Source organism: Stenotrophomonas sp. SY1, from assembly GCF_021202945.1.
Classification (GTDB): domain Bacteria; phylum Pseudomonadota; class Gammaproteobacteria; order Xanthomonadales; family Xanthomonadaceae; genus Stenotrophomonas.
Genome location: NZ_JAJOYR010000001.1, coordinates 1,340,858 through 1,360,321, shown reverse-complemented (window position 1 = coordinate 1,360,321; position 19,464 = coordinate 1,340,858). Strand labels below are relative to the sequence as shown.

General features: G+C 61.0%; 28 protein-coding genes. 12 read left to right on the top strand and 16 right to left on the bottom strand.

Translation table 11 applies throughout. The features are described 5' to 3' along the window. The first annotated feature begins 35 nt into the window (after window positions 1-35). Window positions 36-425, top strand: a complete 390-nt coding sequence (locus LR961_RS05590; RefSeq protein ID WP_232147434.1) for a hypothetical protein — start codon at window positions 36-38, stop codon at window positions 423-425. 78 nt (window positions 426-503) lie between these two features. On the opposite strand, the gene LR961_RS05585 is transcribed toward LR961_RS05590, so the two are convergent. Together LR961_RS05585 and LR961_RS05580 are read right to left on the bottom strand one after the other, a co-directional pair. Next, window positions 504-1,262 carry a hypothetical protein gene (locus tag LR961_RS05585; protein ID WP_232147433.1) on the bottom strand — a complete coding sequence of 253 codons (759 nt, stop codon included), beginning with the start codon at window positions 1,260-1,262 and terminating at the stop codon, window positions 504-506. Between the two features lie 32 nt (window positions 1,263-1,294). Continuing rightward, on the bottom strand, window positions 1,295-2,239 hold the full coding sequence (locus LR961_RS05580) for an SOS response-associated peptidase family protein (protein ID WP_232147432.1): 945 nt from the start codon (window positions 2,237-2,239) through the stop codon (window positions 1,295-1,297). A 53-nt stretch (window positions 2,240-2,292) separates the two neighbouring features. Here LR961_RS05580 and LR961_RS05575 point away from each other — a divergent pair, with 53 nt between their 5' ends. Next, window positions 2,293-2,535: a hypothetical protein gene (locus tag LR961_RS05575; protein ID WP_232147431.1), complete on the top strand. Its 243-nt coding sequence runs from the start codon at window positions 2,293-2,295 to the stop codon at window positions 2,533-2,535. After that, on the top strand, window positions 2,516-2,737 hold the full coding sequence (locus LR961_RS05570; RefSeq protein WP_232147430.1) for a hypothetical protein: 222 nt from the start codon (window positions 2,516-2,518) through the stop codon (window positions 2,735-2,737). Before LR961_RS05575 ends, LR961_RS05570 begins: the two co-directional genes overlap by 20 nt. A 54-nt stretch (window positions 2,738-2,791) precedes the next feature. Here LR961_RS05570 and LR961_RS05565 read toward each other — a convergent pair whose 3' ends face one another. The 7 genes from LR961_RS05565 to LR961_RS05535 form a co-directional block, all read right to left on the bottom strand. Beyond that, window positions 2,792-3,325, bottom strand: a complete 534-nt coding sequence (locus LR961_RS05565; protein ID WP_232147429.1) for a hypothetical protein — start codon at window positions 3,323-3,325, stop codon at window positions 2,792-2,794. A 431-nt stretch (window positions 3,326-3,756) separates the two neighbouring features. Further along, window positions 3,757-4,521, bottom strand: a complete 765-nt coding sequence (locus tag LR961_RS05560; protein ID WP_269670549.1) for a DNA adenine methylase — start codon at window positions 4,519-4,521, stop codon at window positions 3,757-3,759. Window positions 4,522-5,360: 839 nt separating this feature from the next. Continuing rightward, window positions 5,361-7,475, bottom strand: coding sequence for a peptidase domain-containing ABC transporter (locus LR961_RS05555; RefSeq protein WP_232147427.1), 2,115 nt, complete (start codon window positions 7,473-7,475; stop codon window positions 5,361-5,363). 374 nt (window positions 7,476-7,849) lie between these two features. Continuing rightward, window positions 7,850-8,257 (bottom strand): hypothetical protein, encoded by a 408-nt coding sequence (locus LR961_RS05550; protein WP_232147426.1) that lies wholly within the window; start codon window positions 8,255-8,257, stop codon window positions 7,850-7,852. 53 nt (window positions 8,258-8,310) lie between these two features. Continuing rightward, the gene (locus LR961_RS05545) at window positions 8,311-8,484 is read right to left on the bottom strand and encodes a hypothetical protein (RefSeq protein WP_232147425.1); all 174 of its coding nucleotides are present in this window, start codon (window positions 8,482-8,484) and stop codon (window positions 8,311-8,313) included. 11 nt (window positions 8,485-8,495) lie between these two features. Continuing rightward, window positions 8,496-8,672, bottom strand: coding sequence for a hypothetical protein (locus LR961_RS05540; protein WP_232147424.1), 177 nt, complete (start codon window positions 8,670-8,672; stop codon window positions 8,496-8,498). 272 nt (window positions 8,673-8,944) lie between these two features. Then, the gene (locus tag LR961_RS05535) at window positions 8,945-10,210 is read right to left on the bottom strand and encodes an HlyD family efflux transporter periplasmic adaptor subunit (RefSeq protein ID WP_232147423.1); all 1,266 of its coding nucleotides are present in this window, start codon (window positions 10,208-10,210) and stop codon (window positions 8,945-8,947) included. A gap of 253 nt (window positions 10,211-10,463) precedes the next feature. On the opposite strand from LR961_RS05535, the gene LR961_RS05530 reads away from it, so the two are divergent. Next, window positions 10,464-10,826 carry a helix-turn-helix transcriptional regulator gene (locus LR961_RS05530; protein ID WP_232147422.1) on the top strand — a complete coding sequence of 121 codons (363 nt, stop codon included), beginning with the start codon at window positions 10,464-10,466 and terminating at the stop codon, window positions 10,824-10,826. Window positions 10,827-11,246: 420 nt separating this feature from the next. Here LR961_RS05530 and LR961_RS05525 read toward each other — a convergent pair whose 3' ends face one another. From LR961_RS05525 to LR961_RS05500, 6 genes are all read right to left on the bottom strand, one after another. After that, a complete protein-coding gene (locus LR961_RS05525; protein ID WP_232147421.1) occupies window positions 11,247-11,738 on the bottom strand; it encodes a hypothetical protein in 492 nt (163 codons plus the stop codon). Window positions 11,739-12,007: 269 nt separating this feature from the next. Further along, complete coding sequence (locus LR961_RS05520) at window positions 12,008-12,160, bottom strand: hypothetical protein (protein WP_232147420.1); 153 nt, start codon at window positions 12,158-12,160, stop codon at window positions 12,008-12,010. A gap of 13 nt (window positions 12,161-12,173) precedes the next feature. Continuing rightward, window positions 12,174-12,320: a hypothetical protein gene (locus LR961_RS05515; protein WP_232147419.1), complete on the bottom strand. Its 147-nt coding sequence runs from the start codon at window positions 12,318-12,320 to the stop codon at window positions 12,174-12,176. Continuing rightward, window positions 12,310-12,651 carry a DUF1064 domain-containing protein gene (locus LR961_RS05510; protein WP_232147418.1) on the bottom strand — a complete coding sequence of 114 codons (342 nt, stop codon included), beginning with the start codon at window positions 12,649-12,651 and terminating at the stop codon, window positions 12,310-12,312. The genes LR961_RS05515 and LR961_RS05510 overlap by 11 nt, the downstream gene beginning before the upstream one ends. A gap of 227 nt (window positions 12,652-12,878) precedes the next feature. Then, the gene (locus tag LR961_RS05505; protein ID WP_232147417.1) at window positions 12,879-13,421 is read right to left on the bottom strand and encodes a hypothetical protein; all 543 of its coding nucleotides are present in this window, start codon (window positions 13,419-13,421) and stop codon (window positions 12,879-12,881) included. Beyond that, on the bottom strand, window positions 13,408-14,049 hold the full coding sequence (locus LR961_RS05500) for a hypothetical protein (protein WP_232147416.1): 642 nt from the start codon (window positions 14,047-14,049) through the stop codon (window positions 13,408-13,410). The genes LR961_RS05505 and LR961_RS05500 overlap by 14 nt, the downstream gene beginning before the upstream one ends. Window positions 14,050-14,269: 220 nt before the next feature. Between LR961_RS05500 and LR961_RS05495 the strand changes: the two genes are divergently transcribed. The 5 genes from LR961_RS05495 to LR961_RS05475 all read left to right on the top strand — a co-directional run bounded on the left by LR961_RS05495 (window position 14,270) and on the right by LR961_RS05475 (window position 16,923). After that, a complete protein-coding gene (locus LR961_RS05495) occupies window positions 14,270-14,971 on the top strand; it encodes a S24 family peptidase (protein ID WP_232147415.1) in 702 nt (233 codons plus the stop codon). A gap of 168 nt (window positions 14,972-15,139) precedes the next feature. After that, window positions 15,140-15,415: a TM2 domain-containing protein gene (locus LR961_RS05490; RefSeq protein WP_232147414.1), complete on the top strand. Its 276-nt coding sequence runs from the start codon at window positions 15,140-15,142 to the stop codon at window positions 15,413-15,415. A 106-nt stretch (window positions 15,416-15,521) separates the two neighbouring features. After that, window positions 15,522-16,070: a hypothetical protein gene (locus LR961_RS05485; RefSeq protein WP_232147413.1), complete on the top strand. Its 549-nt coding sequence runs from the start codon at window positions 15,522-15,524 to the stop codon at window positions 16,068-16,070. Then, window positions 16,067-16,417 carry a hypothetical protein gene (locus LR961_RS05480; RefSeq protein ID WP_232147412.1) on the top strand — a complete coding sequence of 117 codons (351 nt, stop codon included), beginning with the start codon at window positions 16,067-16,069 and terminating at the stop codon, window positions 16,415-16,417. The genes LR961_RS05485 and LR961_RS05480 overlap by 4 nt, the downstream gene beginning before the upstream one ends. Window positions 16,418-16,584: 167 nt before the next feature. Continuing rightward, window positions 16,585-16,923, top strand: coding sequence for a helix-turn-helix transcriptional regulator (locus LR961_RS05475; protein ID WP_232147411.1), 339 nt, complete (start codon window positions 16,585-16,587; stop codon window positions 16,921-16,923). A gap of 268 nt (window positions 16,924-17,191) precedes the next feature. Here the strand turns inward: LR961_RS05475 and LR961_RS05470 are convergent, their stop codons facing one another. Then, window positions 17,192-17,815, bottom strand: a complete 624-nt coding sequence (locus tag LR961_RS05470; RefSeq protein WP_232147410.1) for a hypothetical protein — start codon at window positions 17,813-17,815, stop codon at window positions 17,192-17,194. A gap of 146 nt (window positions 17,816-17,961) precedes the next feature. Between LR961_RS05470 and LR961_RS05465 the strand changes: the two genes are divergently transcribed. The 3 genes from LR961_RS05465 (at window position 17,962) to LR961_RS05455 (ending at window position 19,396) form a co-directional block, all read left to right on the top strand. Then, window positions 17,962-18,417, top strand: a complete 456-nt coding sequence (locus LR961_RS05465) for a hypothetical protein (RefSeq protein ID WP_232147409.1) — start codon at window positions 17,962-17,964, stop codon at window positions 18,415-18,417. Between the two features lie 200 nt (window positions 18,418-18,617). Then, on the top strand, window positions 18,618-19,211 hold the full coding sequence (locus LR961_RS05460; RefSeq protein WP_232147408.1) for a hypothetical protein: 594 nt from the start codon (window positions 18,618-18,620) through the stop codon (window positions 19,209-19,211). Continuing rightward, window positions 19,208-19,396 (top strand): hypothetical protein, encoded by a 189-nt coding sequence (locus LR961_RS05455; protein ID WP_232147407.1) that lies wholly within the window; start codon window positions 19,208-19,210, stop codon window positions 19,394-19,396. Before LR961_RS05460 ends, LR961_RS05455 begins: the two co-directional genes overlap by 4 nt. Window positions 19,397-19,464 lie beyond the last annotated feature (68 nt).

The window sequence follows — 19,464 nt, the reverse complement described above, 5'->3', positions numbered from 1 at the left end:
CAGGATTTGAACTTGGACAGGCATAGCCTCCGTGCATGACCCGCCCCAATCTCCCGAAGGCCTGCCATTGGGCCGGCACGCCAGCCGCCCCGCTGTTGATGTACAACTACGGCGTGATTGCCTACATAACCCCTGCCGAAGGCGCGGTCCCGATGCAGATCCACCTGAACTTCCTCGGCAGCCACATCCAGGCCATCCACCGTGGGGGGATTCTCAGCGCCAAGCGGTTTATCGAGCGCTGGGTGGCCGCCCGAATAAGCGTGCCTCGCCGCGATCACCAATGGCCGGCGGGCAGGAAGACCATTCCCGACGCGACCTTCAGGGTTATCACAGCCTTGGCACCGAGTAGTAGGGACAATTGGGCCTTATCGCAGCTCCACGAGGAGCGGACCCGAGGAGCGCACGCCAACCGTCCGCCCGAGTGACCTGCACGTACGGAACCGTGGCTCGGTATCGCTCCGAGTCAGTAGGACATGCTGCCCGCTCGCACCGCCCAAAGAGCATCACTGCGACCTGCCTTGGTCGCGCCGGCCCACCACATCCCCGAGACCCGTGCTAAATGCGTACAAGCGGTCAAAAAGTGGCCGGTTGCCAAAAGCATGAGCGGCCACCACGAAGGCCGACAGGCCACGATAATAGTAGTTGCCCATGTCATCCTGGTGCCCTTGCTCTCCAGGCGTCCCAAGCATTCCGGCCGTATGAAAGTGGGGAGGATCACCGCCGTACAATTCCATGATGTGTGGAGATGCCGCATGTACAAATCCGGAATAGACCTTGCTCAGGGTTCGTCCCGCGTCAATTTGGCCACTCGGATTGGCACCTCCAAGTTTCGATCGCGCGATATAGGCACGAATCTTCTTCCGCGGCACCATTGGCCGATCCTGAGCCGTTGGCTGCCCAGTGGCGGGGTCAAAATCCTCTGTGAAAAAAGCATCCAAGAAGTTGTCATGGATGCTCTCCCATTCCCCAGACAATAGTGGAATGGAGAGAAACAACACGTCGTCAACCAGCTCATCGAGCATGCGCTGAAGAGCCCCCTGCTCCTGGAAAAACCCGGCCCCCAAGAGGACTTGGGCAGCCCGCAGGCCAGACGGCAAGCGGGCAAGCTTCTGGACAATTGCCTGGACAGGTAGGCGTTCAACGTACCGATACACAAAATGGCGATGAAAAGGAACGCGCTGAGCTTGCGGCACCATCGCTACCAAAACCGCGAGCGCATCATCCATCTCGCGCAATGATTCGCGATAATCAACCTGGGGCATCCGTTGCAATCCTCGCAAGTACTGGTTTGATCTTATGCCGCAACCTGGTGCTCGTAAAATGGGTGTCGCTTGTCGTCGAAGATGTCGTAGAGCGCCTGAAGGTTGGTACCGTCCGGGTTGAGCCATGCCTTGATGTGCTCGGGTTTGATGTTGATGACCGTTCGATCATGGCCAGCGGCCAGCACTTCTGGCTCCGGTTCGTCCGTGACGGCCGCAAAGCAGAGCATGTCAGGCTCCTGTCCGGCTGGGTCGGTCCAGAGATCCCAGAGGCAGGCCACCAGCATCGGCTCGCCCGTTCGCGGCGTGAACTCCAGCCTGTGGGACTTCCCATCCGGACCGTCCACGTTCTCGTAGAACCGCGATGCCACAATCAGCCCATGCTTACGACCGAACTGGTTGCGCCAATAGCGCTCCAGGTTGTCGCGCCGGGCGTTGTAGGTCCCGGACATGCGCCTGGTCGCACCGGTACCGACCCAGTCAGAGCTGGCGGGCAGACCAGGCTTCCGCAACTGATAGCGCATCGGCTTGATGGCGTACCCGTCGCCCTCCCGGACGAGGACCGGGGCCCACCATTGGGGGAAGAATCGCCAGTCGCGCGGCTCCAGCTTATCCCGGTGCAGGTCCTGTATCCAGCCCTTGAGCTGTTCCACCTTGCGCTGGCCGATGCCAACCTCCTTCTCGGCGGTCTTCGTGTACTTCGTCGCCAGCTTCCGCTCGTTGTCGGCCACCCGCCGGGCCTGCTTGAACAACTCCTGCTGCCAATCCTGCTCGTCCGCTGCAGCGCCGGCGGTAAAGTTAGCCTGCACCTCAGGGGGCAACAACGGCCCGACTTCGTCGACGATGGCCTTGGGAATCCGACGGCGCTCTTTGCCATTGTCACGGAGCCAAAGCTCCGCGAACTCTTTCAGGCTCATGATCGGCCCGAACGACCGCAGGAGCTTCATGTAGTCGGCTTCGATCTGGGCTGAATAGCACACACGTCACCTCCGGTTGACCCGAGCATAACGCCGGCCGCGCCTACGATGTGTCCATGGCCAAGATGACCCGCCAACAGCTCGACCACTGGCTGCAGGATCTCGCGGCCCGTATGCGCGTGGAGATGGGCAACTCGATGCCCGGCGACGTGATCGAGGCCATGGCCGGCGAGGTTGAGGTCATAGAAATGAAGGTCGCCGTGGCCGATCGGGATTGGCTGCATGACCAGGTCCGCGACATCGCCGAGGCCATCGGCGCCATTGAGGCAGCGAAACCAGATGACGACGCGCGCGGCTGACTACGAACTCGCCTTCAACGAGATCCGCCACGCCCTCACCGAGATGGGCGAGAGCGAGGCGTTCTGGAGCGCCTGCGACGAGGTCGAGGAGCGGCTAATCGACCAGTACCCGGAAGACGAGGTCTCGATCATCGAGATGGTGGCCGCTTGGCTGGTGCGACTGGGCGTGCATCCCGAGGGCGAGTTGCAAGGCAACTTCTAAGCCCACGAGGGGTAGTGCCCGCCAAACACATGAGCGACTACTGTCGCAGCCACATCACACGGCGTCCTTCCACCATGCAGCAATCTTGTCGAAGACTCCCTGCTTGCGCCCGACCGAGATTGCACGATTCTGTCCTGGAATATCCACGACACATTCATTGATGAAGGGGCCTCTTCCCGTTGCTTGTGCCGTGACTCCATACATGTGCTGGAACCCTTGACCACTGACACTATCGGCGAAGTGATAAGCAGCCTCTGTCGTGTCAACGCCATAGTTTTTGCCACTTCGTACTTGCGTGTCCGGGGCAGTTCGGATTGCGACTATTTCGACCTCAGCCGCGCCAATTCCCTTCTCATGCAACGCATGCTTGTAGTTCTTTTCGAGAGACCGGAACGTGCAGGAATCGGATACATGCGCAAACAGGTAGTAGCTTGATGTCTGGCCTTTTGGCCTGACTCTCCCAATGACGAACGTGCATACAGTCAATGAGCCGGAAGTGATCTGCGCTTGACTGCAAGCGTTGAAGATCTTGACCTCGCCAGCGCCAACGATGAACGTCCTTGCAAAGCGTGCCAATTGGGTTGACATGTTCACCTCCTCACCTGAAATCCGAGTATCTGAAGGCACTTTCGGTCTAACCCGGCAAAACGTCTCAGACACGGATTGACGCTCGGCTGGCGGGGATCGTCGTGTTCCCCGCCGTGAACTTAAAGGGGGTGCCACTCCCCTATTACGTCGCCGCCGAAGCGCCGGGTAGATGATCGTCAGGATCACCACGATGTTGTCGAGGCTCCGACCCGCTACGACTGCACCTGCCACCGTGGCGGGTGGAACAGTCTTGGCCGCCGCACCAACAACGGTACCGATCATCTCGTCGCGCATGTTCCCCCCGTGGGTTGTCCGGTTCGGCATTGCGCGTCCTCCCGGTTAAGCAATGAGTGCCCGCCTCGCTGCCGGCTTGGCGCGATGGTTGATCCGGTCGGGAGACGGGCAGAGAGTTGCCGGGGACAATGCCCCGGTTAGGTTGTGTAAATCAGTTCCGTCCGCTGCACGCCCGCACCGCCGCCGACGGTGTATCGGATTGGTGCGCTGGTCCGCTCGAAGCGATCAAACACCGCGCGCATGGAGGGGTGGTCGTTGATGGTGAGGATCGCCCTGCCCTGCAACGCCGCCATCATCTCGGCCAGGCGCTCGTACTGCTCCATTGGAAACGCTTGGCCATAGCCAGTTGTCTGCCAGTACGGCGGATCAAGCAGGAACAGCGTTCCCGCTCGGTCGTACTTCTCGATGCAGCGCTCCCAGGAGAGCTGCTCCACAACGACGCCTTGCAGCCGCAGGTGTGCGTCGCTCAGGTCCTGCTCGAGCCGTAACAGATTGATGCGCTTGGCTGCCGTTGGACCTACGCCCAGCGTCTGGCCTTCAACCTTCCCGCCGAAACTCAACTTCTGCAGGTAGTAGAAACGCGCCGCTCGCTGGATGTCCGTTAAGGTCTCAACGTCCTGCAGTTGCGCCCACCGGTACATCTCGCGGCTGGTAAGCGACCAGCGGAAATGGCGAACGAACTCATCCAGGTGATTGCTAACGACACGATAAAGGCGCACCAACTCGCCATGCATGTCATTGAGGACTTCCACTTTCGCCGGTGTGCGCTCGAACAACATGGCGGCACTGCCAGCGAAGGCTTCGACGTAACAGGTGTGGGGCCGCTCGTAGATTAGCGGCAGCAGGTGCTTCGCCAAACGGGTCTTTCCGCCTGGCCAAGGGAAAATGGTCTTTGTGTTCAAGTCTCAGCTATTGCGACATTTGTTAAGCAAACTGCACGCGCTCTCCGGAGAGCGGCAGGGCTCAGGTCAACGGCACGCGGCTGATACGCGTGTACTGCGATGGTGGTTCGATGCTTGCAGGTATCGAGCCATCGCCCTGTTCAATTCGAGCAACCGAACATCCAGCGTCCGGGCTTCTTCGGGCAATTCATCCCAGAGAATGCAGAAGGGCCCGCCATTGCTGACGGGGCCTCGAAACCGTTGATGCAGAACGTCCCGAGCACTGCATCGCGGTACTGCACATTGGGCTATTGGAACCTCCGCCCACGGTACCAAGTGGACAACAACTCTGGTTCCCGTTGCAAGTGCGGTAATAGTATTACCGCAGTCGTTCTCGGCTCGCGCAAACTGTAATTCTGTGAACGCCGCGCGCGCGGCGCGCTATCAGTCGGAAACCGCGACACGTCAATGGCTTGCACGTGCGATTCCCTTCCACGCCATGCGTGTACTCGACCTACCATAATTCGACGAGTGCGGCACCTGCGGTAATAGTATTACCGCAGTCACGTGCGATCAGCGCACTCTCGACCGCGCAGCAGCATCAGTACGGAACGCGAATCAGCTGGATAGTGGCCATCAAACAGAGAGGACACGTCTGCCCGACAACCCAGGCACGGACGCCCTATGAGCTGATCACCGACGCTCGTATGGGTCCAACAGCAGAGGACTCTGGCTGAGACCAATGTCGGCCAGTGGTGAAGTTGACAGCACCTGAGAATGTAACCGCTCCTGATCGTACTGCTCAGCGGCCAGTCAATGCTGATCGACTGTGTGATGCATTCCATGCGGAACACGTAATGTCAGGTGGATTCTGGTTCCGGAACCGGCTGTCGCCCTGGCTGCGGCGTGAGTCTTTGCTCCTGAACGATTCTGCCCTCGTGCATTACCAGCACACGGTCTGCGCTGGCAATCGTCTCCGGCCGGTGAGCAATGATAACTTTGGTGACATTCAGTTGCTTCACGGCGGCATTGACCAGCTGCTCGTTCGCAACGTCCAGGTGGCTTGTAGCCTCGTCAAGAAATAGCAACTGCGGGTTGCGATAGAGCGCCCGGGCGAGGATCACGCGCTGTCGCTGGCCTCCTGACAATGAACTGCCCATGTCACCGATCAGACTGTGGTAGCCCATTGGCATCATCGTGATCTCTTGGTGCACACCGGACATTCGTGCAGCGGCTTCGATGCGGGCCTGATCGTGATCCTGATCAAAGAACGAGATGTTGTCGGAAATACTTCCGGCGAACAGCTGGTCATCCTGCATCACCGCACCCACAACCGCTCGCACGTTGCGCGGCCCGACTTTACGCAAATCGTAGCCACCGATCCGGATGGTACCCGTCGTTGGTTCCAGCAGACCCAGCAACAACTTGACCAGCGTGCTCTTTCCGCAGCCCGAAGCACCGATGATCGCCACGGCCTCGCCAGGTTCCACCTTGAAGCTACAGTCCTTCAGTACCCAAGGTTCGCTTTGCCCATAACGGAACGACAGACCCTCAACCTCGATGCGCGTGTCAGGTGGCGGGGGTAGCTCGACCGCCTTGACTGCATCGTCTGGTACGGTGAGCACTATGTCGGCCAAGCGTTCACCATGCAGACGCAGCATGCGGAACTCGACCAATTTGTCGACCAACGCCGACATGCGACCGGCGAACTGGTCCTTGTAGGCCAAGTACGCGATCAGCATGCCGACAGAAAAAGCACCCTGCATCACCAGCACCGCGCCGATCCAGATCACTGCGACACGCTCGATCCCGAACACCAGCTGGCTGGCACTGTTGAACCCCAGTCCCATCCGCGCAAGCTGCACTTCATGATTAACGGTATCGACCATCAGGTTGTTGTAGGTTGAGCGCCGCCCGGACTCCTCACCTGCCACCTTTAGACTCTGCATTCCCCGCAAGGATTCCAGGAGATGGGTTTGCTGTTTCGCGGCCGCGATCAGCTGCCTCTCGGTACCGTCGCGCAGCGGCTGGTAAGCCAACCAACGGATGCCAAAGTAGAGAGCTACGGCAAGCAGCGTCACCAGTGCCAGCTTCCAGCTATAGATCAGCATTAGACCCAAGGTCACAATCGCCATCAGGCCATCAATCATTGCCTCGACGAAGCTGGTGGTCAGGGTCCGCTGGATCGCCTGCACAGAAGACATTCGCGAGGTGACATCGCCCAGGTGGCGCTTCTCGAAGAACTCCAGCGGCAACCGCACGAGGTGTGCGAACACATTGCCCATCCATTGCAGGCCCAGCCGCGATGACAGGTAGACCACTGACCAGCCGCGCAGCAGACCAATGCCGATCTGCAGCAACAAGGCCAGACCGAAGCCGAGCCCTAGAACCGTCAGCAAATCGCGATCCGCAGAGACCAAAACCTGGTCGACCACCCACTGCATGAAGAATGGGGCGAGGATCACGAACACCTGCAGCGCCACCGACAGCAGCATGATCTGCATCAACGCCCGTCGTAGGCCACGCACAGGCCCAGTCAGCTGCCTTACTGAAACCGATGGCGCGGCCTTCTGCGCCTTGAAGTCAACACCCGGCGACAACTCCAGCGCCACTCCAGTGAAGTGGTCAGATACTTCCGATCGGGACAGCTTGCGCTCACCGATAGCGGGATCGAGGACCGTCACCTTGGTATTGCTCACCTTCGCCAGCACCACGAAGTGATTAAGGTCCCAATGCAGGATGCAGGGTAGTTTTAAGCTGTCGAGGTCCTCCATTTCCAGCCGCAGCGGACGCGTGGTGAAGCCCAACTGTTGCGCGATGTGGATAAGGTGGCTGAGTTTGGCACCTTTGAGCGACATCGAGAACCGACGACGCAACTCGGAAAGTCCAACATGCATGCCATGTGCGTCGGCGACCATCGCAAGGGAGGCGAGGCCGCACTCAGCGGCCTCTGATTGAAGAATCGTCCTTGACATGCTTGGATCAGTCAGCCACGCAGCCATGGATTACGGAATGCCTCATTCGAGCCAATCCGGAAGGGCCTAGCATGGCACTGGCGCACAACACGATTCGATTCATCCCAATGCTCCATCAGCGTTAAAAGCAATCCACTGAATACGGTGACCTCCGCAGTACCATTGAGCAGACTGCCCCGTAAGGCGCAAACTGCGCGGCCAATCTCTTATCGAGCCACACAAGCCTGCCTGACTGCCGCCATAGGTATCGAATCAAATCCGAGTGCAGTTCGATCTCAACGGAAGAGGCGATCTGACTTCCAGTCGCAGACCGCTACTATCGACGCGCGCCCAGGATCGCCGGACCAAGCACGCCGAGCAAATTCGTCAAGCACCTACCAAGGAAGCTTGATCTTAATTTTGTGCTCTTTCGAATTCTGATCAGCTTTGTCGCCCATAAAGAAGACGATGCCCAGCATCATGAAACAAGAGACTGACAAGATCAGAATGGCCTTTGTTGGAAAGCCCGAGACGTACGCAGCAGCAATAAATGATGCGAGAGGCGCGGCCAGCAAATAGAAGCCACGAACCGCTGACTTCTTCAGCCCCACGAGTGATGCAACAGAAACGACAGCGCACACGAAGAATAGGCATCCCGATGCGAATGAGTTGGTCACGTAGTCCGGAGGATTGCCAATGAGAATTCGCACAAGCAGGACCACGCTGGCCAATAGCAGTACCGCCACAGCATTCACGTACAACCACGCATTCTTTCGATCATACCCTGGCGTTGTTCCACTCATTTCAAGCTCCCTAGAAACGGGATGCAGGCGGCGCCCACATCCCGCTAATTTGCTTACATTACGTCAACAACCCCGAGCGCGTCTGCCACAGTCAATACGCCTGCAGCGACGGCACCGCCAACAGCAAAGCCCTTGCCAAAGGCAACGGCAACAGCGATCAATGGTACAACGCCACCATCAACTTCGTTGATCTCAGCGAAGCTCAGCTCGCGAATGGAAGGATTCATTAGTTTTCCCCTTAGTTAGTGAGAGCTGCCGTGGTAGCCGCGGCACCAACAACGACGCCAGCCGCAGTGGCAATCTGAGTCGCAGAGTAGACCGCCACCACGTAGTTGTATGCCATGAAGCCAGCAGCGATCGCGGGGATGATTCCGCCATCAACGTTTTCCATCTCACACATAGAAAGCTCACGCATCAAACTTCTCCTTAAGTGAAAGACGCAGTTCCTCTGCGTCACGGTTCGGGGGAACCCCGAATTCGTCCCTGCGTCCACAGACTTGGCGGTCGACACCAGCTACGGCGCAGCAATTGGCCCCATGGATGCCACTATCGGCCCCAGGATCTCGAACATGCACACATACGTATCCCATTCCGAGTAGCGTTCTCAATTCGCCACTTCATTTGCATTGATGCACCCACTGCGCGTGGAGCCGGATGCATCTGGTAGTTAGTTTCCTTCGTTGATGATCAGCCGCTGCCCACATTTCCCTTGAGCGAATACAACGGCTCGAAGATCCACTCGATTAGCTGGCGGCGCTCACCCAGGATGGCCGCATCGACCAGCATTCCAGGCTTCAGCATTTCCTCCTTTCCGTATGCAGTCACGACTTGCTTCTGCAACGCAACGCTGACGCGATACAGTGGCTCGCCACTCTGTGCGTTGCCTACGAGCGCCCCTAGTTCGCCGCTATTGAGTGCGCTCCGACTGATACGGGAGACGCTACCCTCGTGATGCCCGAACTTCTGATAGGGAAATGCTTGGTAACGCAGCAGCACGCGATCACCAGGCTCGATAAAGCCGATTGATCGACTGGGTACCAACAGTTCTGCTTCCAACTTGGCATCGCCCGGTAGCAGGCTGAACAAGGCTTGGCCAGCCTGCACTGCCTGACCTGGCTTGACCAGCTGTGCAGACACTAGGCCTTCGACTGGCGCGTTGATGGTCAGAGCGCCGCGCGCCTGCGCTTCCAGCTGCTCTTGCTCCAGCAGAGCGAGCTCTCGCTCCAGACCGGCATCGGCGGCCTTGGCTTGGCTCGGAAGCTCCCGGAGTCCTTGCTCCAACTGCGCGATGCTACGGCGAGTGGCGATGGCTTGGCGTTGCAGACCCTGCATTTCCCCTCGCCACGTCAGGGCATTCGATTCCTGCTGCTGTATCTGCAACACACTAACGTACCGCTGGTCTTCCAACTGACGCAGGCGTTGTAGGGTTTCCTCGGCAATTCCTATCTGTTGCCGGCGGGTGTCCACCTCGGTCTCGATCTGCTTGAGTTCCCGCTGGGCGGCGGTGAGTTGCGCGAGGAAACCGGCGCTCTGCGCAGCCAGCAGTTGATGTTGAGCATCCTGCCCCTCGATCAAGCCCTCGCGGCGACGTGCCAATCTTTGCTCGAGCGCAACTAGCGTATCCCCCTCGGTCATGGTTGCACGCGGCACGGTCACAACAGCCAGCATCTGACCTGCATTCACTCGCCCGCCTTCCGTGACGTCAAGTCTGGAAAGGACGCCGTTGGCAGGCGCCATCACAGTGGCCAGCCCCATCGCCGGTATCAGTTGCCCGGTCACAGTGGAGCGGCGCGTGTAGCTCCCCAGAGTGAGGAACACTGCGATCGCCATTGCTGCGAGCACCGCACCCAACGTCAGCATCCATAGACGCAATGGCTGCACGAGCGAAATTTCGCCGAGCCAGCCACGACGTTTGGCTTCCAATGCCTCCCTGCGGAACAACGACTCTGTCACGCGACCTCCGATCCATTCGGGCCTGTTCGACGAGCATCGCACTCATGGATGGCGCGTCACAACTCTTGGAATCGCCAATACCCTGTCAATTTCCCTAACAGGTTGTCGTGCACCGCCTTGCGCAACAATTACTTGCAAGTAAGCTGTTAGCTAAAGTTACCGACTTAGGTCAATATTGTTGTCATGTCAGCAGTTATTGACAATCGAAACGTGGACGGCAACTCCCTGCCTTTCATGGAAGAAGGAGCACAGCATGAAGCTGAGTGTACGAATTCGCACCGCGCGCGTTCGCGCAGGATTAACCCAAACTGATCTTGCCAAGCGACTAGGAATAAGCCGAACAGCCGTCGTTAACTGGGAGAGTGAAGCCAATCGTGCGCGGCCTTCTGGCGAGAGGCTTGAAGAGATCTCGCACCTAACCAACGTTGCATGGGAGTGGCTGGCCACCGGGCGCGGCCAGGCAAGGCTTTCGTCTGACGGCATCAACGCTTTGGACGCAGAGTTGATCGATGATCCGATCGAACGTAGGTTGTTGAAGGCATTCCGGGAGCGGAATGCACACATCAAGCAAGCTGTCCTGGTACTACTGGAGGCGAGCAGCCCGGTCGGCCGATGAGTCTCCTCGCTGGTGCCGGCGTTGCTGACCAAAGAATCAGCCAATATCTTCGCCACGCGTTTCTTGATAGCACGCCGTCGAGTCTGATCTTGGAAAGCGTTGGATCAGATCGATGCTGATATCTTTGGCCAACTACTTCAGAGCGCGGCTCTGGTAGCAAGGAGAATCCTTGCGTCTCGTAGCGCATCGGTTGCAGTTGCTTCCGACGAGTACAGGTCCCTGATTGCACCAGTCCGTCGCTGCGGATCGTGCACAGATGGCGGCCCTCACGATCGTCGATGATCAACTCGGCAACTTGGTCATTGACCGGAATGCGGGTCACCAGCGCGCGACCCGCACCGGCCCGCGCCCTGCAGGCTCGCAGCAGCTCGCCAGCAATGCCGACAGCGGCGGCCGGCCGGTTTTACGGATGTACTTAAGTCAGGCGCCGCCAAACAATCGCGCCCGAAACTGCATTCGCCCATCTTCAAGGGCCTGCTGCAGCGTTCCCGAGGCGATGCGATACGCCGCTAGGTACGCGCCCTTCCGCATTTTTACAGCGCGCGCGGCCTCCCGCGATGACCGGCGCTTCTCCGGCCACACCAGGTCGTGCACGGCGTCTTGCAGCACCAGCCGTGCGCGCCAGCGGTCTGCTGGTGAATCCATCTGCAGCGGCGCGCCTCCACCAGCGCGCAAGTACTGCCGAAGCACGCGCCGGAGCGCCGCCCTCCCGAGTTGGAGCAGCTGCGGCCCGTCTGCACGCAAAGCGACGGCCATGACCGTTTGCTTGGCCACCGGGTCGCGCATCATGCCTACGGCGCCAGCCACGTCCGCGGCGCTCAGCTGCATGGTGGTCGCCCGGCCTTCGGTGGGCATCCGGTAGCTCCCTCCCACCACCATGCGAGCAATCAGCTCCAGCGGATCGCGCTGCATGTCCCGTTCACGACCTCTCGCAGCAACGGCTGACCCGCGCGGTGCATCGTCAAGGGTGATTGGCCGAACCGCCGGACGACGAGCCCATGCCTCCATCGCTTGGGTGCGTGCATTCGCTCCCATGCACAGTGGACCCGACGCATTGCAGCCGCTGCAACGTACGTATGCAGCACCAGCACCTGCCCTGCCCTGGCGCACCTTGACTCTGACGTCAGGGCTTCCGCAGTCCCCACAAGGCAGCACGCGCTGGACGATAGTTCCCCCGAGCTTCATACCGCCGGGCACTCGCCCACGAGCGTGGACCTGCCGTCCTGCCACACCTCCCAGATGCTCCCGTCGACCAAGCACCGGATCGGGCCGGACTCGCCCAACAGGTACAGATGGTGGCTGGCTTCGTCGAGGCTTTCGAATTCAATGTTCATTGCTGGACCTACCTCAAGGAAGCGGTGTGAGCGCGGGGAAACTTGGAGCGGCGCTGCGGCGCCCGTCCCGTTCGTCGTTCAGACAACAGCGGCCCACGTCGTCGCGGCGAACAGCGGCCGCGCCGATCATCATCTGCTGTGACCCCATCTCAACGGTCATCTGAGACCTCCCTCCAACCTACGTTCTCCTCTTCCCACCCGCCGCTGCCATTCGGCCAAACAACCATGACCTGGAGCATCGGGAAGGTGGCCGCAGCGACCTTGACCTTTACCTTCGCGTCGTCCTCAGCGAAGTAGCGCCCGCCCTTGGCGCGCCCCTTCACTTCGATCAGCTGCAACTCTCCGTTGGCCAGCTGGACGACGAAGTCCGGTGTGTACCTGGTGTCCTTGGCAAGGCGGAAGGTCCAGCACTCGAAACCAAACCACAGGATCTCGCCCCGCTGTCTCATCCCCAGCAACAAGTCTGCATACGCTCGCTCGGTCTTGTTCATCTCACCGGCAACGTGGCGCGTCCGTCCACGCGCCGGAGCGGCGCTGTTCGCCGCCGCTGTGCCAGCCCCTTCGTGGGTACCTACGCAGGGGCGGTACCCACGCACCGCAGCACCAGCAGCGGCGGGAGCTACCCTGTTCCCGGCGCTGTAGAGCTTGCGCATGCCCTCGGGCATGTCCTCCGGCTTTGCGTAACGCAGCGCGCGCCTTGGGCTCGACTTGCCGGCCATCAGGCACTCGCCTCGGAGACGCCCCACACGCGCAGCGCGCGCTGGCGGAATCCCTCGAACTCGCGGCGGGCGCGCTCTTGGGCCTGCTGGTGCTCGCGGTCCATCTCACTGAGCATCGCGTCGAACTCTATGGTGAGCAGGCCCATGAGCTGCGGCAACGTGAGCCCGCCTCGCGATCGGCGCTCATCCACAGCCTGCACGGCCGGCGCTTCACGGACTTGCACAGCGTTCCCGCCAACTGCGCCGGGGACAGGGCGCGTATCGATGCGGCCGGCGTCCGTGACTGACCAGGTTGCGACCATGCGGCCGTTCCTGGTGTCACCCCTGTTCTCCCCACGGACCACCAGCAGGTTGCTGTGCAGTTCGCGCAACAGCCCTGACACGGCGGCCGTCGAGACGAGTATGGCGTCGCGAGGCGCGCCCTGGTCCAGCGCAATGTTGCCCATGAGCTCCAGTGCCTCGGCCGCCGTGCTCTCGCCGTGGTGAGTCAGCACGTGCAGCAGTAGCTGCCGCTGGTACACGCGCACGTCAGCCAGCTCCATGCGCACCCCCAAAGCCGAGTTCCGCCGCCGCCTGTCGCATAGCCTCGCGCGCTGCATCAGGGTTGCGGACGGTCAAATCGTCGGCCTTCGGCGCCTCCAGCGCGGCCACCGCGGCAGGCACCTCGCCCCCCTCCATGACGTGGGCCACCGCGCGGTCGTAGGCGTCGGTCAGCATTCGCTGCTGCTGGAAGCCATCATCGGCGGCGTTGTACACGTGCAGATCGAGGATCGAGCGCACCAGCACCGTGAATCCGCATTGCATCTTGCTTGGCGCCATCTCCTGCTGCACCTGCGCCAACGACGGCAGCCCGAAGCACATGGCGCGGAAGCGTGGTGGATTCGGTGGCCATTGCAGCCCGCTGCGCAAGCATGCGGCAAGGCCGGCGGACAACTGCCGAGGCGTCATGCCAGAGATGACCTGCAACCAGGTTTCGCCGGCGGTGGTGAGGTGCGCCTCGTCGTCGAAAGGTGCGGCCCCGTTCTGCCGGCTCCACGTGCCCGGGAACATGGCTGTCATCTGCTGCCACAGCGTCCACAGCGCATCAGCAGCGCGCGGGTCAGGGTCATTGGACGACCGCGAATTCGACGTCGATGGCGTCGTCGCTGCCAGTGCCTCCACGGCCTGCACGCTGTTCGTGCGCTCGTCGCAACTGGTTGACGTGGTCGGCAGAACGGTCGGAGCGTTAGCCGATCGTTGTTCCGGCCTTGACGGCAAACGCCGCCTGCTCGTCCGGCGCCAAGGTGCTGAGGTAGGTGCGTAGGGTCTCCATGCGCCGAGACTTTACCAGATGGTAAAGCGATTGCAACACCGTTTGGTGAATTACTGATGGGTAATGGAGACTTCTTGTATGCGCACCGACGACACCCCCGCAGTTGCCACCCGCCGCGAGCGGCTCCAGCAATGGATAAACGAGAACCATGCCGGCAGCCAAGCCTCGTTCGCTGCTGCGACTGGCATAAATCAAGGCGAGTTGTCGGGCCTTCTGAAGCGCAAGTCATTCGGCGAGAAGCGCGCTGCCTCTCTGGAAATCGCCGCCGGGATGCCCGCTGGCTACCTGAGTTCTGCGACGCAGAATGAGCCGAGCCCCAGCCGCGTCGCGCCAGTCGCAGAGACTGCGACCAACCCGACCTATGTTCACGTCCAGCAACTGGATGGAGACGCGGATATGGGGGATGGACGGATCAATGACGATTACCCGGAGGTGATTAGGTCGATGGATTTCACATCGAACTACATCCGTTCCATCGTCGGCTTCGTCCCCTCTCCTGGGCGCTTGGTGCTGGTAACTGGTCGCGGGGATTCGATGCTGCCCATCATCCAGCCTGGCGAATCGCTTCTGGTGGACTCTGGTGTCCAAACCTTCGACGGTGACGGCATCTATCTCATCAACACGGGCAACGGTCAGCAGGTGAAAGGCCTGCAGGACCGAGGCAATGCGGTGTACATCGTGAGCGCCAACTCGGCGCTGTATCCGGCATTTCCGATGCCACCTGGCGCCACCATTGGTGGCAAGGTCTACCTGCGTAACAGGATCGACCGCTTCAACTGAGGGACGAACATGGCTTTGGTGAGCTGCAAGGAATGTGGGCGGCAGATCAGTGATCAGGCTGCGGCCTGCCCTGGTTGCGGAGCCCCCCAGCGGCAAGCCAGGTCGCCGGCGCCATCGGGCCACGTAATCACCGGCCCCGGGGGAGTCCCCGTTGACCTCGCCGCGCCAGTGTTTGAGATAGGCCAGCAATCCACCCTGCCGACGCAGCTAGCCCCCAGCAGCCGGACCCTCTACATCGTGTTGGCCATCCTATTTGGCCCCCTTGGCTTTCACGATTTCTACATCGGCAAGTTCGGACTCGGCGCATTGAAGATCATCGCCTTGCTCCTGATGTTGGTCGCCGAACCCCTCTTCTTCGCAGCGCTGTTTGTCGCGCTCTACTTGCTGGGGCTCATCCAGGCATTCACCGTCCGACACGACAGCAAGGGCACGCCTCTGGCGTAGGTCAACGCCCCGCCGGTTGACCGGCAAACAAGATATTTACCATCTGGTATTGCTTTCCGTTTACCATTTGGTAATCTGCACCCGTCGCCACTGACGGATGCAGCACATGCCCCTGTTTCAAAGCACCAGCAGCCAGCCCCACCGCTTAAGCCTTGCCCGCAGCCGTAACTGCGCAGTCGCTCTTGCCACGCTGCTGCTCTTGGGCGCCTGCGCAGCGACTCAGGCCCCTGAGCCGGTTGTCGAGCCCCTCAAAACCGTTGACGGCGGCGTCACCGTGCCGGCCGATTTGAAGATCGTCGATCCGCGCTTCTGCGCCACGCTCGCCGTCTACGAGTTCGCGCAGCACAACGACTGGGGATTGCGCACCACCATCGCCTCCACTGTCCTCAACGGATTCCGGGCTACCGAACGTGTGCCCGACTGCTCCGCCGGAGTCGCCATCGCGCTCACGCAGGACTTCTCCCAGGAGCGCTGGCAGGCCGCCCTCAATGCCGTCGATGCCGTGATTGACGGCTCCTATTCGGTTTCCCCCGACGCATGCGCCCGGGCAACTGCGGTTGTCCCCCTGCATCCCGTGGTCGACGCCGGCACCCCACCGGCGGCCCGGGCGCGATGCGTCATCTATGACCTGGCATTCCTGGAGGTTCGTCCATGAGCACAATTGCAGTCGACCTCGCCACCCACGCGCTCTCTGACGAACGCAGCAAGCGCGTCCGCGAGAAGGTAGAGACGTTGGTGGATTACATGGCCAGCGCCGGGAAAGCCCCGAGCAAAGTGGACATCTTCCCCGGTGATCACCGCCACCTTCTGCGCGCCCTCAACTCTGCGTATCGGCGCCATGCCAAAGAGCAAGACAGGATCGAGAACGAGCGCCGCAAGGCCGATGGAACAGCAGGCGGCAAGGTCCAGAGCGAGCCGCACAAAGCCGGTCCCATCACCTTCCGTGGCATCCCGGTCGTGCCTGGTGCCGGCTATAGCAAGCCCCGCAAGGTGCATGCATGAGCGGCGCATCTTCGCTCTGCCTGCATCATCGATCGCACGGCGGACGGGACGTTGCTCACCAACAGCGCAGCTGTGCGCATGGTGGGCAACAGCGTCAGCCCACCGCCAATCGCTGCCCTTGCTCGCGCGAATCTCGACTCAGTGCCTGCTCGCGCGAAGGCGGCAGCATGAAAGCCCGCCGACAAGCCGCCAACAACGGCATGGCCGCAGGCGGTCGGCCGATCCGGGTGCCGCGATCGGTCAACAGCGTGCGTGCCCTGCTTCGGCGACACCTGCAGGAGGAAGGCAAGCGCATGCAGGAACTCGCCGGCGCTTGGGGGTGCACGAAACAGAACGTCTACGACCTGTTCAGCGGACAGCGTCCGTTCTCCCCCAACCACATCGACCAGGCTGCGCGACTGCTCGGCTTGGACGAATTCGACACCAACGAGCTGCGCCTCCTCGGTGCGCGCGAGGCCGGTTGGGCCGTCGATCCCACCTTCCTGATAGAGCAGCGCAATGGCTGACCCCAACCACGTCGCTCACCGCGCACCGCACGCCGGGCAGCAATTGCGGGCTGATCTGAACACGCACGCCCCCCCTCGACTGAACAGTCGCGATTTACCGCCTGTGGCGTTGCGAACACATTCGGTAGCAGAACCAGCGGCGGCACTCGTTCTTCCCCGCCAAATCGGTGTACAGCGCCAACGTCCTCAATCAGACCAAGTATCAGTCGCGCGAAGCCGCAGACGAGATGGACATAGCCGCAATGAACGAAGCCGCGTGAATCGTCCGTCAGAAGTCGGTATCTGGAAGGTTCGGACGAATACGCTGGGACCATTTTCTGGTGACCTCGCGACCGTCTCGCATGATGTCCAGAATCATCTCGTAGGCTCCACACGTCGCGCTTTGCACATCTTCAATATCAAACGTGTCAGGAGAGTCCCAATGCACGGCTCGGAGCTCATCTTGCATTGCGTACCAGCCTGCAAGTATAGACAAGAGCACGGCCGCATCCTCTTTCCCAATGGAATCAACCTCTCCGGCATACCTTTCCAGCATTGGCAGCGGAGAGCTAGGAACCTGACCGCGAATCCATCTACCCAGCCTTGCAGGATCCCCGGAAAGCACGGCCGGCGAGAGCGAGTCTTTGATCCTTTTCAGCTTTCCACCCAGGACGTAGAGCTCGTGGTCCATGACAATCATGCGAGCCTCAGCGCGGCTACGCGCAGCGTCCGCGTTGTGCACTCTGTCTTGGTCACGAATGCGTTTGGCCTCGTTGACCGCTTCTCGGCTGGTCCTGAGAGCCACACGAACGGCACAGATCGTGGCCACCGCTGCGATCAACGCCACGATAACACCCGCCCAATCTGCCCAGTTCCCCCAATCCGCAGCCAGCGGACAGAACTCATTGGCCATCGCATCCCCCTGTTTCGCCGCATTCTGCCATGCGGGCGGCAAATGCTCTCGCGGTGCGTCCGCATGGGGACGTAATGGCTGATGGTATGCCCCCATATGCCGCTCGCCCCGCAGCTGCCATCCACGTGTGGCTGCGGCCACCTCGCATGACCGAAGCCCTTGGCCCGTTCGACCTTGATCCGTGCGCAGCTCCATCGCCGCGCCCGTGGCCCACTGCCGCGAAGCACATCGAACTACCGGAGGATGGACTGACCACCAACTGGCATGACTGCGTGTGGTGCAACCCGCCGTTCGGGCAATACACCAAGGCGTGGTTGCAGAGGCTGGCTGAGCATGCGAACGGCATTGCCCTGGCGTTCGCTCGCAGGGAGACCGGCAAGTCCCGTCGCTGGGTGTGGCCGCATGCCTCTGGCGTGCTGTTCCTGCCCGGCGGCCCTAACTTCCACTATCCGGACGGGACGCGTGCACGCGGCAACAGTGGCGGCCCCATCTGCCTGGTCGCCTACGGCGACGCTAATCGCCGTGCCCAGCATCAGTCGGGGCTACCCGGTGCGCTCGTCGCACTGGTGGCTGACAGCCCGCAGGAGGCGAGCGATGCGTGACGGAAACCAGGCGAAGCACACGGCTCGGGTTCTCCTCAGCGAAGCGCGCTCGCGTCGCAGCGCGCGGGATGGCGGAGCGTTCTACTGGCGCCTTCTCGCGTGGGCCGCGAATGCGAGGCGCAGAGCTGCCGGGACCGAAGCCGCGCTACCTGTCCGGGCTCTGGTATCGGCGCCGCCCCATCAGCTGGAACTTGGATTGAATGACACAACAACTGCCTGAGCGCGGAATCGCCGTAATGGAAGCCACCACAGCCTCGTCACCCGTCGCAGCCGTCCTCGCCAGCATGCGCCTCATCGACCCGGAAGGCGGTCCCGTGGAGGCGTCCCGCGTGCGCGAGTGGGCGGACATCCTGATGACCCAGCTGTATTCCGCGCATGCCGTGCGCTGGGAGTACAGGCGCAAGGATGACTTGTCGCCTGGCTGCTGGGTGCTGGCCAACGCCAACATCGTCTTCAGTGCACAGCGACGCGGCCTGGTGGTACGTGCCCTGTTCGAGAACCCGACCGTTTCCAAGCCAGCACGCGAACATGATTTCGATAGGCGCACCGGCGAGTGCCGGCACTGCAAGATCGGCCTGACCTGGGCGGGGCCGGACTGTATGCCGCCTCCTCCCCCGCCAAGAGATCCTCGAACCGTTCTCCCCTTCAGCGCGGCATGGTTGATTGAGCCGCTCGAGAAATTGCTCTACCTCACCAAGTACCTGAATCACTCCGACTCGCGCCGGTGGAGGCAAGAGACAGAGTTCCTTCTGGAAAAGCTGCAGGAGTTCATAGCCGAGGCCAAGAAGCGATGAACGATCACACCAGTACCGGGTGGCGCCCCATTGCAACCGCCCCAACGAATGGCAGGCGACTGATGCTGTGGCACGTCGGCCGCGAGGAGGCGGTGTTCGGCAAATGGCGCGGCGAAGAGGACCACGACATCACTCACTGGCGGCTGCCGCCGAGCGGGCCATCCGATGACGACCCAGGCGAGTGATGCATTGGCATTCAGTGCCTTCTCGTCCCCGGAGAATCCCAGTGGCAACAATCTGTCCGGCAATGCCC